The sequence below is a fragment of the Rhodococcus sp. IEGM 1307 genome (assembly GCF_030056915.1).
Taxonomy (GTDB): Bacteria; Actinomycetota; Actinomycetes; order Mycobacteriales; family Mycobacteriaceae; genus Rhodococcus_F; species Rhodococcus_F opacus_D.
Map to the genome: position 1 here is coordinate 193486 of NZ_JASHKW010000008.1, position 17173 is coordinate 210658.

Genomic DNA, 17173 nt, shown 5'->3' on the forward strand with positions numbered 1-17173 from the left:
ATGGGCGAGGTTCCTCTCACCATCGCCCAGTACATCGAGCTTCGCGGTGACATCGACCTCGACCTGCTGACCGAGGCCACGGTCCGTACCGGCCGGGAGTTCGGCTCCGGTTTCCTCCGCCTCGTCGAGATCGAGGGGATGCCCTACCAGTACGTCGACAAGTCCCTCGACGACGCCATCACCTACGTCGACCTCCGCGGCGAGGGCGATTCCGTCGACGCCGCCGAGAAGTGGATGCGGGCCAACTACAGCGCCCCCGTCGACCTCCTCGAAGACCGCCTCGTCGTGGTCTACCTGCTCCACGTCGGGGAGAATCACTACTTCTGGTTCTGCCGCATCCATCACATCGCGCTCGACGGATTCGGCGCGATGGCGCTGATCGCACGCATCGCCGAGATCTACACGGCGCTGGTCGAGGGCACCGAGCCGCCGGCCTGCCGCGCCGAGGACCTGGTCCGGATCGTCGAGGACGAGCAGCGGTACCGCAACTCCGAGCGGTTCGCGAAGGATCGCGAATACTGGGCCGAACGCACCGCGCACCTGCCCGAGGCCCCGAGCCTCGCCGGTCGTGCGGCCATGGTGGGCAAGTTCGCGCGGCTCTCCTCCGAGGCACTGCCCGAGTCCACCGCCACCCTGCTCGACGAGGCCCTCGGCGGCAGCAACGCCAGCTCCGCGCCCATCGTGGTGGCCGCATTCGCCGCGTACCTGGCCCACATGACCGACCGGACGGACGTCGTCCTCAGCCTCCCGGTCTCGGCGCGCACCACCGCCACGCTGCGCCGTTCCGGCGGAATGGTGTCGAACATCGTTCCGCTCCGGCTCCAGATCACCCCGGAGATGACCGTCCCCGAGCTGGTCAAGAGCGTTCAGATCGAGCTGACCGGCGCCCTGCGCCGCCAGCGGTACCGCCACGAGGACATCCGCCGGGACGCGGGAGCGCCCCAGGGGCAGCGTGGCTTCTTCGGTCCCTCGATCAACATCATGATGTTCCACAGCGAGATCAAGCTGGGGACGGTCACCGGACACCAGAACGTCCTCACCACCGGACCGGTCGAAGATCTCTCCCTGAACATCTACCAGGGTGTGGCAGGCAGCAAGATCCACATCGACTTCGAGGCCAACCCCAACCTGTACTCCGCGGACGAGCTGGACCGTCACCACAGCCGCTTCTTCGACTTCTTCGAGCGCTTCCTCGGCGCCGGCGACGACGCCTCGGTGTCGGACCTGGCCGCGATGAGCGACGAGGAACGCGCACAGGTCGTGACCGGGTGGAACGGCGACGTCGTGTCGCCGCCGGCGGGGACCGTCGTCGACCTGTTCGACGCCCAGGTCGGGCGCACCCCCGACGCGACGGCACTCGTCTTCGACGGCGAGGAGCTCACGTACGCCGAGTTCGACGCGCGGGTGAACCGTCTCGCCCGGACGCTGATCGGCAGGGGAGTGGGTCCGGAGACGAAGGTCGCCCTCGCGATCCGCCGCTCGCTCGACTCCATGGTCGCGATGTACGCCGTCGTCAAGGCGGGCGGCGCGTACGTGCCACTCGACCCCGACCACCCCGCCGAGCGCACGGCGTACGTACTCGAGAGTGCCCGCCCGCTGTGCATCCTCACGGTCGCGCGCGACGGCCTCGTCTTTCCCGCCGATCAGGACGTCCTGGAGATCGACGCCCTGGATCTGAGCGGCGTCCCGGCCGGCCCGATCCGCGACGACGAACGGGCAGCCGATCTGCGGCCGGCGAACCCGGCCTACGTCATCTACACGTCCGGGTCCACCGGACGTCCGAAGGGCGTGGCGGTGAGCCACGCTTCGGTCCTGAACCAGGTCACGTGGATCGCGTCGCGCTACGAGCTCGATGCGAACGATGTCGTGCTGCAGAAGACCCCGACGACGTTCGACGTGTCGGTGTGGGAACTGTTCGCCGCACTCGCCTCCGGGTCGCGCCTGGTGATCGCCGCACCCGAGGGGCATCGCGATCCCGCCTACCTCGCCGACGTGATCGCGCGCGAGAAGGTCACGGCGACATCGTTCGTCCCGTCGATGCTGTCGGTGTTCGTCGCCGAAGCGGACCGCGAACAACTCGTCAGCCTGCGCGTCGTTCTCGTTGCGGGAGAGGCGTTTCCGCCTGCCGTCGCCGCGGCGTTCCGCGCGAAGTCCGACGCCGGGTTGCACAACCTGTACGGCCCCACCGAGTTCACCGTGCACGCCACCGCAGGCGAGGTGGATCGGGAGACCCTCCACACGATTCCCATCGGCACCCCGGTGTGGAACACCGAGGCGTACGTGCTCGACGGCCACCTCCGGCCCGCTCCCATCGGATCCGCGGGAGAGCTCTATCTCGCGGGCGCCCAGGTCGCGCGCGGCTACGAGGGCAGGCCGGAGCTCACGGCAGAACGCTTCGTGGCCAATCCTTTCGGCGCCGCGGGAACCCGTCTGTACCGCACCGGCGACCTCGTCAAGTGGCGTGTCGACGGCAGCATCGAGTACCTCGGCCGCACCGACTTCCAGGTGAAGGTGCGCGGCCTGCGCATCGAACTGGGCGAGATCGAGGCCGCGATGTCCTCGTATCCGCATGTGGCGCAATCGGTTGCGGTCGTGCACGACAGCTCCCTGGGACAGCGGCTCGTCGGGTACGTCGTCCCCGAACCCGGTTCGGCGGTGGACGTCGAGGATTTGACGGTCCACGTCGGCCGCGCGGTGCCCTCGTACATGGTTCCCGACGCCGTCGTGGTGATCGCCGAGATGCCGGTCGGCGCGAGCGGCAAACTCGACCGGAAGGCCTTGCCCGAACCCACGTTCGCGGCGGAGTCCAGTGAGTACGTGGCCCCTCGCAGCACCATGGAGGAGTCGATCGCCGGACTGTTCGCCGAAGTTCTCGGTCTGCCGCGGGTCAGTGTCGGCGACTCGTTCTTCGCGCTCGGTGGCGACAGCATCGTCTCGATCCAGCTGGTGTCCCGCGCGAAGGAAGCCGGTGTCCTGTTCACGGCCCGCGACGTCTTCGAGCGCAAGACCGTGGCCTCGCTCGCCGAGGTCGCGAAGTCGGCATCCGAGTCGGCGACGGTGCACGTCCTCGAGGAACTTCCCGGCGCCGGTATCGGCACGATGCCGCTGACACCGGTCGTGCACTGGATGACGGAGCTGGGCGGCGACTTCCACCGCTTCTCCCAGTCCATTCTCCTGGCCCTGCCGCCGAAGGTGGAGCGGGACCGCCTGGTGCGCACGCTGGCGGCCGTCGTCGATCGCCACGACGCTCTGCGTTCGTCGTTGCGCCGCACCGACTCTCCGGCCGGATGGTCGCTGGAGGTCGCACCGATCGGCTCCGTCGACGTCGACCGGCTCGTCGATCGCGTCGAGTTCAGCGAGGGACCCGGCACCGACTCGTTCGAGGCGCTCGCCGCGCACGCCCTCGACCGCACGGTGGACAAGCTGGACCCGGCGACCGGCAGCGTGGTGCGTTTCGTCTGGTTCGCGCCCGCAGAGGACTCCGGCGATCTTGCACCGCGGGACGGCGAGGACGGCGTCAGCGGGGAGGACGAGAGCACCCCGCAGACGGGACGACTGCTCGTCGTGATCCATCACCTCGCCGTGGACGGGGTGTCCTGGCGAGTGCTGGTGCCCGACTTCGCATCCGCGTGGGCGCAGATTGCCGCCGGTGCCGACCCGCTGCTCCCGGCGGTCGGCACGTCGGTGCGCCGCTGGGCGCACGGCCTCGCCGACAACGCCCGGAGCGCCCGCCGCGTGGCCGAACTCGACCACTGGCGCACCACTCTCGACGGTGCGGACCCGCTGATCGGTTCGCGCGCCCTCGACGGCCGCGACACGGTCTCGACCACCGGCCGGGTCCGCCTGGAGGTCCCGGCCGACGTCACCGACGGTCTGCTGACCGACGTGCCGCGCGCGTTCCACGGCGGCGTCAACGACGGCCTCCTCACCGCCCTCGCCCTCGCCGTCGCGGCGTGGCGCGCGGAACGCGGCGTCACCGAGTCCTCGACCCTCGTGCACCTCGAAGGCCACGGCCGCGAGGAGACGGTGCTGCCCGGCGCCGATCTCTCCCGCACGGTCGGCTGGTTCACCAGCATGTTCCCGGTCCGGTTGTCGGCGCCCGGCGTCGACGTGCGCGACGCCCTCGCCGGCGGCGCGGCCGCAGGTCGGGCCGTCAAGTCGGTGAAGGAACAACTCGCCCGGGTACCCGAGCACGGCATCGGCTACGGAATGCTGCGATTCCTCAACGCCGAGACCCGCGCGGTTCTCGCGGCGTTGCCGAGCCCGCAGATCAGTTTCAACTACCTCGGCCGCGTATCGGTGGGCGAGATCCCCGACGCGTTCCGGGCGGCGGGCTGGGTGCCCGACACCGACACGATGGAGCTGACCGGTACCCGCAACAGCGAGATGCCGGTGCACTTCGCCCTCGACATCAACGCGATGATCGTGGATGTCGAAGGAGAACAGCGACTTTCGGCCACCGTCGACTTCCCCCAGGGCGTCCTCACCGACGCCGAGGTGGGCGAGCTCACCGGCCTGTGGACGCGCGCGCTCGAAGGGCTCGTCGAACACACGAAGCGGCCCGGAGCCGGTGGCCGGACGCCGTCGGACCTCGACCTCGTCTCCCTGAGTCAGAGCCGGATCGACACCCTCGAGAGCGACTACCCCGCACTCGCCGACGTCTGGTCGCTGGCCCCGCTGCAGGTGGGCTTGCTGTTCCACGCGTCGCTGGCAGGTACCGCCACCGACGTGTACACCACCCAGCTGGTGATGGACCTGGGCGGGTCCGTCGACACCGACCGCCTCCGCCGCGCCGCGGAATCACTCGTCGCGAGGCACCCCAACCTGCGCACCGCGTTCGTCGCGGGCGACGACGGCACCGGTATGCAGGTGGTCGTCGACCGGGTGGACGTGCCGTGGACGCACGTCGACCTCTCGGCCGCGTCCGAGTCCGACCGTGCTGCGGAACTCGAGGCGCTGATGCTCGCGAACCGGACCGACCGGTTCGACATGACCGCGCCGCCTCTCGTGCGATTCCTGCTGGTCGAGACGGGCGAGGACCGCTACCGGTTCGCCGTCACCAACCACCACATCCTCCTCGACGGCTGGTCGCTGCCGATCCTCATCCAGGATCTGCTGACCCTGTACGCGGTGGACGGCGACGCGCTGGCACTGCCGCAGCCGCGTCCGTACCGCAGCTACCTCGAGTGGCTGTCCGCGCAGGACCCGCAGGTGCCCGTGGCCGCGTGGACGAAGGCCCTGAGCGGCATCGAGGAGCCCACCCTCCTCGCACCCGCGCACGCGGAGACCGCCCCGACGCTCACCCCCGGTGAGCTGGTGATCGACCTGCCGGACGACCTGCTCGCCGACATGACCGCGCGCTCGCGCGAACTCGGCGTCACCATGAACACCCTCGTTCAGGCCGCGTGGGGAATCGTGCTGGGCAGGCTGACCGGACGGGACGACGTGGTGTTCGGCACCACCGTCTCGGGTCGTCCGCCCCAGGTGCCCGGCATCGAGTCCATGCTCGGGCTCTTCATCAACACCCTGCCGGTGCGGGTGCGCGTCCGGGCCGGCGACGCCGTCCGCACCCTGCTCGACCGCATCCAGCACGAGCAGACCGAGTTGCTCGATCACCATCACGTCGGGCTCACCGACATCCAGCAGGGACTCGGCCTCGGCGCGCTGTTCGACACGCTGATGGTCTACGAGTCCTACCCGCTCGACCGCGAGGCGCTCACGAAGAGCAGCGACATCGAGGGTCTCCGCGTTCTCGACGTGACGTCCAACGACGCCACCCACTACCCGCTGGCGATCGTCGCGATGACCGACCCGCGGCTGCACTTGACGGCCAAGTTCCTTCCCGAGATCTTCGAGGCCGCCGAGGTCGAGGAGATCATGGAGCGGGTCGTCCGTGTGCTCGGTGCGCTGTCCGGGGACGTCGACACGCTCGTCGCGGACATCGACATCCTCGCTCCCGGCGAGCGTGCGTCCCTGCTGGCGGCGCACGGCACCGACGCCGCCGCACCGCTGTCGCTGCCGCAGATCCTCGCCGTGACCGCAGCCGAGAACGGTGAGCGCATCGCGCTGGTCGCGGATGGCGAATCGCTGACCTACGCGGAACTCGACGCGCGCTCGAACCGGCTCGCCCGGGTTCTCGTCGATCGCGGTGTGGGACCGGAAACGTCTGTGGCGCTCGGGATGACGCGCTCGCTGCACTCGGTGATCGGAACGTGGGCCGTCGCCAAGGCCGGCGGCACCTTCGTGCCCGTCGACCCCCGCTACCCGTCCGAGCGCATCGCACACATGGTCGTCGACTCCGGTGCGATTCTCGGCCTGACCGTGGCCGCTCAGCGCGACACCCTTCCCTCGGACGTCGAATGGCTCGCCCTCGACTCGTCCGAGTGCGACGCGCTGTGCGCCGCGAAGTCGGCGGAGCCGGTCACGGATTCCGAGCGGACCGCGTCGGTTCAGCTCGAGCATCCGGCGTACATGATCTACACGTCCGGTACCACCGGTCTGCCCAAGGGCGTCGTCGTCACCCACACCGGTCTGGCCAACTTCTCCGCCGAGCAGCGCACCCACTACGGGGTGAGCCCGTCGGCGCGGACTCTGCACTTCGCGTCCCCGAGCTTCGACGCGTCCGTCCTCGAACTGCTGCTCGCCTTCGGCTGCGGCGCGACGATGATCGTCGCGCCCGCCGACCTGTACGGCGGTGAGGAACTGCGAAACTTCCTCGCGGACAACGAAGTCACCCACGCCTTCGTCACGCCGGCCGCGCTCGCGTCGGTGGAGCCGGCCGGACTCGACCGGCTCGAGGTCGTCGTGGTCGGCGGCGAGGCGTGTCCGCCGGAACTGGTGGAACGCTGGGCGACGGGTCGTCGGATGTACAACGGCTACGGACCCACCGAGGCCACCATCATGAGCAACGTCAGCAACCTGCTGGTGCCCGGGAGCCGGATCGAGATCGGCGGTCCCGTCTGCGGTGTCACCGTCTACGTTCTCGACGAATTGCTACGCCCGGTACCTGTCGGCGTGGCGGGGGAGTTGTACATCGCAGGCCCAGGCCTCGCCCGCGGCTACCACGACCGTCTCGGCCTCACCGCCGAACGATTCGTCGCGAACCCGTTCGGCGACAGCGGGAGCCGGATGTACCGCACGGGCGACATCGTCCGGTTCGTCGTCGACCACGGGCACCGCGCCGGCTACGGCGTGGAGTACGTCGGCCGCAGTGACTTCCAGGTGAAGGTCCGTGGTTTCCGGATCGAGCTCGGCGAGATCGACGCCGCTCTGGTCAAGCACCCGGACCTCGAATTCGCGGCCACCCTCGGCACGTCGATGCCGTCGGGTTCGACCGCCCTCGTGTCGTACGTGCTGCCCACCGCGGGCGCCGCGGTGGACGTGGCCGAGGTGACGCATTTCGTCGGCGACATGCTTCCGGCGCACATGGTGCCGAGCGCCGTCCTCGTCATCGACGAGATCCCGCTCACCACCGCAGGCAAACTCGACCGGAGGGCTCTGCCCGAGCCCGACTTCGACGCCCTGCAGGGCGAGATGATCGAGCCGCGCACGCCCACCGAGGAACTGGTCGCCGGTGTGCTCGCCGACGTGCTCGGCCTCGCGAAGATCAGTGTCGCCGAGTCGTTCTTCGACCTCGGCGGCAACTCGCTCGTGGCGACGAAGGCTGTCGCCCGGCTCAACGCTGCCGCGGGTACCCGTCTGGGTGTGCGCGAGTTGTTCGAGGCGCCGACCGTGGAACGGCTCGCCGTGAAGGTAGCCGAGCAGGCCGGCACCGGCTCCGACCGGCCGGTTCTCGTCGCGCGGCCGCGCCCCGAGCGGGTTCCGCTGTCGATGGCGCAGCAGAGCATGTGGCTGATGAACCGGTTCGACACGGCGTCCTCGGCGTACAACATTCCGCTCGCCGTGCGTCTGTCCGGTTCGCTCGACATCGACGCGATGTCGTCGGCCGTGTCGGATGTACTCGCGCGGCACGAGTCGCTGCGGACCGTGTTCCCCGACTCCGGTGACGGCCCGTACCAGCAGGTCGTCGACACCGCGCAGGTTCCGTTCGACCTGACGCCCGTCCCGGTGACCGAGGCCGAACTCCACACGGCGCTCACCGAATTCGCCACCGAAGGATTCGACGTCACGGTCGCGCCCCCGCTGCGTATCCGGCTGTTCGCCACCAGTGAGAGCGAGTTCCTGCTCGTCCTCGTCGTACACCACATCTGCGCCGACGGCGCGTCGATGTCGCCGCTCGCGCGCGACGTCATGGTCGCGTACAGCGCGCGCACCGCCGGTGCGGCTCCGCTGTGGCAGCCGCTGCCGGTGCAGTACCCCGACTTCGCGCTGTGGCAGCGCGAGGTCCTCGGCGACCCCGCCGACACCCGGTCGCTCGCGGGCAAGCAGATCGCGCACTGGGCCGACACCCTCTCCGGGGCACCCGAGCTGATCGACCTCCCGCTGGACCACGCACGCCCGGCCAGGCAGTCGATGCGAGGCGATTCGATCGACTTCGCGATCACCCCCGAACTGCGGCGCGGCCTCGAAGCGGTCGGCAGGGAACGCGGCGCCTCGCTCTTCATGGTGACGCACGCGGCGTTGACGACGCTGCTGTCGCGGCTGAGCACGAGCGACGACATCACCGTCGGCACCCCGCTCGCCGCACGCAGCGATCAGGCGCTCGACGACCTGGTGGGCATGTTCGTCAACACCCTCGTCCTGCGCACCCGCGTGCGGCCGGGGGATTCGTTCGCCGATCTCGTCGAACGGGTCCGCGAAGGCGACCTGGGTGCGTTCGGCAATTCCGACGTGCCGTTCGAGAAGATCGTGGAGGCACTGCGGATCCGGCGCTCGGCGGCGTACTCGCCGCTGTTCCAGGTGATGTTGTCGTTCCAGAACAACCGGATGGACGCGCTCGAACTGCCCGGGCTGACCGTGCGCGTGATCGAGGACATGGCGCAGGGCGCCAAGTACGACCTCACGTTGACGATCACCGAGAAGGCCGACGAGTCGGGTGAACCGGCAGGCCTCGGCGGCAGGTTCACGTTCGCCACCGACCTGTTCGAGCGGAGCACCGCGGAACGGATCTCCGAGCGGTTCGTCCGGATCCTCGAGGCCGTCGTCACCGATCCCGGTGTCGCTGTAGGCGACATCGACATTCTCACCGAACACGAGAGAGCAAAGTTGAGCCCTGTCAGGCCCGCACGCACGATGACCGTTCGCGAGCTGCCGCAGCTTCTGGCCGCTGCGGTCGAGGTCGCTCCCGACGCCGTCGCCGTCGCTCACGACGGCATGCAGGTGACGTACCGCGAGTTCGACGAGCGGCTCCGCTTGATGTCCGCGCCGCTGTCGGAGCGGGGGATGGGTCCGGACGCGATCGTCTCCGTGGTGCTGTCCGGTCTGGTTCCCACGATCATGATGGCTCCGCCGTCCGAGGACGGGAAGGACGGCTTCGGCACGATCCTCGACCAGGTCATCGCGGACGCGCACGCCCTCGTCGGTGACATCGAGATCGCCGCGCCCGCACCGGAGATCGTTGCGACGCCGGAGGCGGAGGTCACCGAAACGTCGGGATGGCCCCTCGAACTCTTCGTCACGCGCTGGCAGGAGTGGGTCGAGCGCGACCCGGAGGCTCGCGCCGTCGTGGCGGGCGGCGTCGAGACCAGCCGCGGCGAATTGAACCGCCGGGCCAACCAGCTCGCACGCGAACTGCTGTCCCGTGGTGTCCGCCCCGACGACGTCGTCGCACTGCTCACCCCCCGTTCGGTCGAATGGGTGATCGGGATGCTCGCCACCTGGAAGGTCGGCGCGGCGTACTCCCCGTTCGACCAGAAGTGGGGAATGGAGCGGATCACGGGCCTCGTCGAGGACAGCGGCACGCGGACCGTGGTGGCCACCCGGTCCTGGAGCGGGCTCACCGAGGCACCCACGGGGAACGCGGCGCTCGACGACCCGATCGTGCTCGACGACCCCGAGACGGCGCGCCACCTCGAATCGCTCGACGACACCGACTTCCCGCACGACCCGTGGTCGGACGAGCACGCAGGCACGCGCCTCGGGCACGTCATCTCGACGTCGGGCTCGACCGGGCGGCCCAAGCCCACGATGGTGCCGATGCTGGGCCTGTCCAACAACTATCAGTCGTACCAGTGCGACCTCCGGGTGAAGGACGGCACCGGACTGCTGATCGCGAACTCCCCGCTGTTCGACCAGACCCAGAAGAACATCTGGGTGGGTCTCGCGTACGGCGGTGTGCTCCACCTCGCCGACGACGGCTTCGATCCGGGACCGATTCTCCGCATGATCGGCACGGGCGAGGTCCAGATCACGAACCTCGCACCCAGTGCGTTCGAAGTCCTCACCGAACTGGACACCGAGGGCGTCCTGCCCAATCTGAAGGTCGTCCTCCTCGGCGGTGAGATGCTGCGGCCTGCAGCCTGCACGGCGTTGATCGGCACGGACTCGCGCCTGCTCAACAACTACGGCCCGACCGAGGCATCGGTCACCTGCTCCTCGTACGAACTGGACCTGTCCACCGGGGATGCCGAGTCGTGGCCGGTCCCGTTCGGCGCCGCGTTCCGCGGTGTCCGGTACCACGTGCTCGACGGCCGGATGCGCCCCGTGCCGCCGGGAGTGACCGGTGACCTCTACATCGGCGGCCAGGTCCTGGCCCGCGGGTACGGCAACATGTTCGGCACCACCGCGTCACGATTCGTGGCGAATCCGTTCGAGGGGCCCGGCGCCCGCATGTACCGGACCGGTGACCTCGTCCGCGAGCGTGCCGACGGCGGGCTCGTGTTCGTGGGCCGCAGCGACTTCCAGGTGAAGATCCGCGGTCTCCGAATCGAACTCGGCGAAATCGAATCCGCACTCAACGCGACCGACGCGGTGCAGAAGTCGGTGGTGGTCGTCCACGACAGCGAGCAGGGTCCCCGGCTCGTCGCATACGTCACCGCGACCGCAGGCGCCGAACTCGACGTCGATGCGACGCTCGACGCACTGCGGCACGTGCTGCCGTCGCACATGATCCCGGACACGGTGATGGTGCTCGACGAGATGCCGCTCAACGCGAATCTCAAAGTCGACCGCAAGGCCCTCCCGGAGCCGGTCTTCGCCACGAGCACGGTCGAATTCGTCGCGCCGCGCACCCCGCTCGAGGAGGTCGTCGCCGGCATCTTCGGTGACATCCTCTCCGCGACGCGAGTGAGTGTCGACGAGTCGTTCTTCGACCTGGGCGGCAACTCGCTCAGCGCCACCCGCGTCGCTGCCCGCGTCACGTCCGCGACCGGCACCGAGGTCGGGATCCGTGATCTGTTCGAGGCCCCCACGATCGCGACCCTCGCGAAGCTCGTCGAGGACCGGGCTCACCACGGCTCCACCCGGCCGGCACTCGTCGCGGGCGAGCGCCCCCGGGAGTTGCCGCTGTCGCTCGCGCAGCAGCGGATGTGGTTCCTCAACCGTTTCGACCCGTCGTCGCCGGCGTACAACGTTCCGCTCACCGTGCGACTGCGCGGCGAGCTGGACGTCGCCGCGCTGGCCGCGGCGCTGTCCGACGTCGTCGCGCGGCACGAGGTGCTGCGGACCGTGTTCCCGGACTCCGATTCCGGCGCGCACCAGGTGATCCTGCCCGCCGCCGGCATCGACCTCGCTCTCGAGCCGGTCGACGTCCGCGAGGAGGACCTGCGGGACCGGATGTTCGAGTTCGGTTCCACCGGCTTCGACGTCACCGACACGATCCCGGTCCGGGCCCGCCTGTTCCGGCTCGGCGCGACCGACCACGTCCTGGTGCTGGTCATGCACCACATCGCGTCCGACGGCGCGTCCACGTTGCCGCTGGCCCGCGACGTCATGACGGCCTACGCGGCCCGTCAGGACGGGACGCAGCCCGCCTGGCCGGCGCTGCCCGTCCAGTACGCCGACTACGCGCTGTGGCAGCGGGACGTGCTCGGTTCCGAGGACGACCCCGACTCCCTGGCCGCGGCGCAGATCGACTTCTGGTCGAAGACCCTCGCGGGTGTGCCCGACGTCCTGGCACTCCCCACCGACCGGCCCCGCCCGACGGTGCGGTCGATGGCAGGCGCCTCCGTGGGCTTCTCCGTCGACGAGGACATCCACCGTCGTCTCGGTGAGGTCGCGCGCGCACACAACGTGTCGCTGTTCATGGTGCTGCACGCGTCGCTGTCCGTTCTGCTGGCACGGCTCAGTTCGAGCACCGACATCGCCATCGGCACCGCCGTGGCCGGTCGCGGTGACGAGGCGCTCGAGAACCTCGTCGGCATGTTCGTCAACACACTGGTGCTGCGGACCGAGGTCGAGCCCGGAACGTCCTTCGCCGAACTGCTCGAGCAGGTCCGCACCCAGGACCTCGCCGCGTTCAGCCATCAGGATGTCCCGTTCGAGCAGTTGGTGGACGCCCTGAAGCCGACCCGGTCCACGGCGTACTCGCCGCTGTTCCAGGTCGTGCTGACTCATCAGGTGAACGGCATTCCGTCGCTCGAATTCGCCGGACTGGAGGCGACACCCGGCGCCGTGGACGTCGAGTTCAGCAAGTTCGACCTCACCGTCGACCTGCGCGAACTGTGGTCGGACGAGGGTGCGCCCACCGGGATCACCGGCGTTCTCGGGTTCGCCACCGAGATCTTCGACGCGGAGACCGTGCAGGGCTTCGCGGACCGTTTCGTGCGGATCCTCGCCGCCGTCGCAGACGGCGGAACCGACATCGCGGTAGGGGACATCCCCATCCTCGACGCCGAGGAGACAGCGGAACTGACACCGGTCCGCGGTATCGAGGGCACCCCGCCCACGACTCTCGTCGAACTGCTGTCCGCGGCGGTCGCCGCGAACCCCGACGGGGTCGCGATCGTCTCGGGCGGCGACAGCATCACCTACCGCGAGCTGGACGAGCGCTCGAACCGTGTGGCGCGCATCCTGATCGAGCGCGGAGTCGGCGCGGAGACGTTCGTCGGACTCGGCATCACCCGCTCGATCGCGTCGATCGCCGGCATCTGGGCGGTCGCCAAGAGCGGCGGCGCGTACGTGCCGATCGACCCCGGGTACCCGGACGAGCGCATCGCGCACATGGTCACCGATTCCGGTGTGGCGCTCGGGCTTTCCGTGAGCTCCGAGGTCGGCCGGCTTCCGGCGGGCGTGGACTGGCTGGTCCTCGACAGCGAAGACTTCGAGAATGCCGCCGCGCGGTACTCCACCGCTCCCGTCGCGGAGGCGGAGCGTCGCACGGCGGTGACACCGGCCAACAGCGCCTACGTGATCTACACGTCCGGCACCACCGGGCAACCCAAGGGCGTCGTCGTGACGCACCGGGGTCTCGCCAACTTCGCGGCCGAACAGCGTGCGCGTTACCAGGTGACGACGGACTCGCGGACGCTGCACTTCGCGTCGCCGAGCTTCGACGCGTCCGTTCTCGAACTGCTGCTCGCGGTCGGCGCCGGTGCCACCATGGTGATCGCTCCCACCGATGTGTACGGCGGACCCGAGTTCGCGAAGTTCCTGCGCGAGCACCGCGTCACGCACGGCTTCGTCACGCCTTCGGCGCTGGCGTCCGTGGATCCGTCCGGGCTCGACGACTTCCAGTTCGTCGTCGCCGGCGGCGAGGCCGTCCCGGCGGAACTCGCGGCGCGCTGGGCACCCGGACGTTCGCTGTTCAACGGATACGGTCCCACCGAGACCACGATCATGACCAACATCAGCGACCCGATGGCCGCCGACGGCCCGGTCACGATCGGTGGTCCGATCCGCGGCACCAGCGCGCTGGTCCTCGACGATCGGCTCCGCCCCGTTCCGGTCGGTGTCGCAGGTGACCTCTATCTGTCGGGTCTCGGACTCGCCCGTGGCTACCACCGGCGCACGCCGCTGACCGCGGGACGCTTCGTCGCGAACCCGTTCGGTGAGCCGGGCGACCGGATGTACCGCACCGGCGACGTCGTGCGCTGGACGAAGGACGCGGACGGTGCGCTGACCGTCGACTACGTCGGCCGCTCGGACCAGCAGGTGAAGGTCCGCGGGTTCCGCATCGAACTCGGCGAGATCGACGCGGTGCTCGCCAAGCACCCCGCCGTCGACTTCGCCACGACGTCCGTGCTGCCGGGACCGTCCGGGGATTCGGTCCTCGTGTCGTACGTGCTTCCGGTGCCGGGCGCCGAGGTGGACGTCACCCGGATGCTGGACTTCGTGGGCGAGTTCGTGCCCACGTACATGGTGCCGTCGACGATCGTGACCCTCGACGCCATCCCGCTCACCCCGGTGGGCAAGCTCGACCGCCGCGCCCTGCCCGAGCCCGAGTTCCTGGCGGAGGACCGTGAGTTCCGTGCCGCGGGAACCGCTCTCGAGCAGCGGGTGGCCGCAGTGTTCGCGGAGGTGCTCGGTGTCGACGTGGTCGGTGCCGACGACTCCTTCTTCACGCTCGGCGGAAACTCGCTCGCCGCTACCCGCGTGATGGCGCGGATCAACGAGGCCGTCGGCATCGACGCTCCGGTGCGCGAGATCTTCGAGGCTCCCACGGTGGCGCAGCTGGCGCGCAGGCTGGAAGAGCTCGGTGTGGACGGCGGCGCCCGACCGCCCGTCACCGCCGGACCGCGTCCGGACCGGCTGCCGCTGTCGCTGGCCCAGCAGCGGATGTGGTACGCCAACCGGTTCGATCCCGAATCGGCCGAGTACAACATCCCGTTGGCGTTGCGGCTCACCGGCGCACTGGACGCCGACGCGCTGCGTTCGGCGATCGCCGACGTCGTCGCCCGGCACGAATCGCTGCGCACGGTGTACCCGGATTCCGTCGACGGCCCCTACCAGGTCGTCCTGTCCGCATCCGACACGAAGTCCGGGCTCGACGTCGTCCGCGTGGCCGACGAGCAGGAACTGCGGGAGCGGGTCGTCGCGCTGGCATCGGCCGGCTTCGACGTCACCGCCGACGTCCCGGTGCGCGCCGCCCTGTTCGAACTCGGGGAACGCGACCACGTCCTCGTCGTCGTCGTCCACCACATCTCGGCGGACGGCTCGTCGATGGCCCCGCTCGCACGGGACCTGTTCGGCGCCTACGGCGCTCGCGTGCAGGGGGAGGAGCCCAGCTTCTCGCCGCTGCCCGTGCAGTACCCGGACTTCGCCCTGTGGCAGCGGAATCTCCTCGGCTCCGAGGACGACCCGGAGTCGCTCGCGGGCAAGCAGATCGCGTACTGGACGCACGCGCTTGGCGATGCACCGGAGGTTCTCGACCTCCCCGCCGACCGGCCGCGCCCGGCCGTCCGCAACCCGCAGGGCGGTCTGATCGAGTTCGAGATCGGGCAGGACGTGCACCGGTCGCTGAACGAACTCGCACAGACCCACCAGGCGTCGCTGTTCATGGTGGTGCACACCGCACTCGCCGTGCTGTTGGGGCGACTGAGCAACACCAGCGACATCTCCGTCAGCACCCCTGTCGCGGGCCGCGGTGACCGCGCGCTCGACGATCTCGTCGGTATGTTCGTCAACACGCTCGTGCTGCGCACCGATGTGGACCAGAACGCCCGTTTCAGCACGCTGCTCACGCAGGCACGCGAGGTCGATCTGAATGCATTCGGCAACGCCGACGTGCCGTTCGAGCAGATCGTCGAGGTGCTCCGTCCGTCGCGCACCGCCGCGTACGCGCCTCTCGCGCAGGTGATGCTGAGCTTCCAGAACCTGGAACGGCCGAAGCTCGAGCTCGCCGGGCTGACCGTCGAGGTCCTCGAGAGCGGACTCACCACGAGCAAGACCGATCTCGGCGTCGCCGTCGAGGAGCGGTTCGACGCGGGATCCGTCGCGAACGGCATGCGAGGCTGGTTCTCCTATGCCACCGATCTGTTCGACGAGTCGACGGTCCGCGGTTTCGCCGATCGCTTCGTTCGCGTGCTCGAGGCCGTCACGGCCGACGCGGACGCCGTCGTCGGTGACATCGACATCCTAACCGAGGACGAGAAGGCCGGTCTGGCCGTGCCGGACGAGGGGGCGCAGTCCCTGATGTCGCACTCGATCTCGGAGGAGTTGACGGCCACCAAGTCGCTGCCCGAACTCCTCGACGGCGCGGCGTCGATCAACCCGGACGGAATCGCGCTGTCGCACAACGGCACCGATGTCACGTACGCGCAGTTGCGGGACAAGTCCGCGGAACTCGCGCGCACGCTCGCCGGTGTGGGCGTGGGCCCGGAGGCCGCGGTGACGGTGGCCCTGTCCACCCTGCTGCCCGGACTGCTCGACGGCTCGTCGGGCGAAGGATTCGCGGACACGTTCGCCGGTGTCCTCGCCGGCGTGATCGCGGACGCCACCGCAGCCGGTACCGCGGCAGGCACGGACGAAAGCCGCACCCTCGTCGACCTGTTCGACGAGCAGGTGGCGCGGACGCCGGACGCGGTGGCCCTGGTGTCCGGCGACGAGACGCTGACCTATGCCGAGTTCGACGATCGCGTCAATCGACTCGCGCGAAGCCTGATCGAGATGGGTGTCGTGCCGGAGGTGAGGGTCGCTCTCGCGATTCGGCGATCGATCGACTCGATGGTCGCGATGTACGCCATCGTGAAGGCGGGTGGCGCCTATGTTCCGCTCGACCCCGACCATCCGGCCGACCGCACGTCCTACGTTCTGGACAGCGCCTCGCCGCTCTGTGTCCTGACGGTTGCGCGAGATGCTCTCACCCTGCCCGACGGATACCGCGTGGTGGAGATCGACCAGCTTCCTGTCGACGCTTCGGCCGCGCCGGTGCGCGACGAGGAGCGCCGGGGGGCCCTTCGGCCGTCGAACCCTGCCTACGTCATCTACACGTCCGGTTCGACGGGACGGCCGAAGGGCGTCGCGGTCAGCCACGCGGCGGTCCTGAACCAGATCTCGTGGATCGTCGACGAGTACGGGCTCGGCGCACACGATGTCGTGCTGCAGAAGACTCCGGCGACATTCGATGTGTCGATCTGGGAGTTGTTCGCGACGCTCGTCTCGGGTGCTCGTCTGGTGATTGCGTCACCCGACGGTCACGGTGATCCCGAGTATCTCGCGGCGTTGATTGCGCGTGAGGGCGTCACCGCAACGTCGTTCGTGCCGTCGATGCTGTCGGTGTTCGTCGGCGAAGCCGATCGACACGACCTGCTCAGCCTTCGAGTGGTGCTCGTCGCGGGCGAGGCATTTCCGCCGGCGACCGCCGAGGCGTTCCGCGGATTGTCGGATGCCGAATTGC

1 protein-coding gene (cut by a window edge) is annotated in these 17173 nt (G+C 69.4%); it reads left to right on the forward strand.

What is annotated here, in order from left to right; genetic code table 11:
• Window positions 1–17173: the 5' portion of a non-ribosomal peptide synthase/polyketide synthase gene (locus QM841_RS17730; RefSeq protein WP_502943274.1), read on the forward strand. 16556 nt of this gene lie beyond the right edge of the window; 17173 of the gene's 33729 nt are visible here — the first part of the coding sequence; the start codon lies at window positions 1–3; its stop codon lies off the right edge, out of view.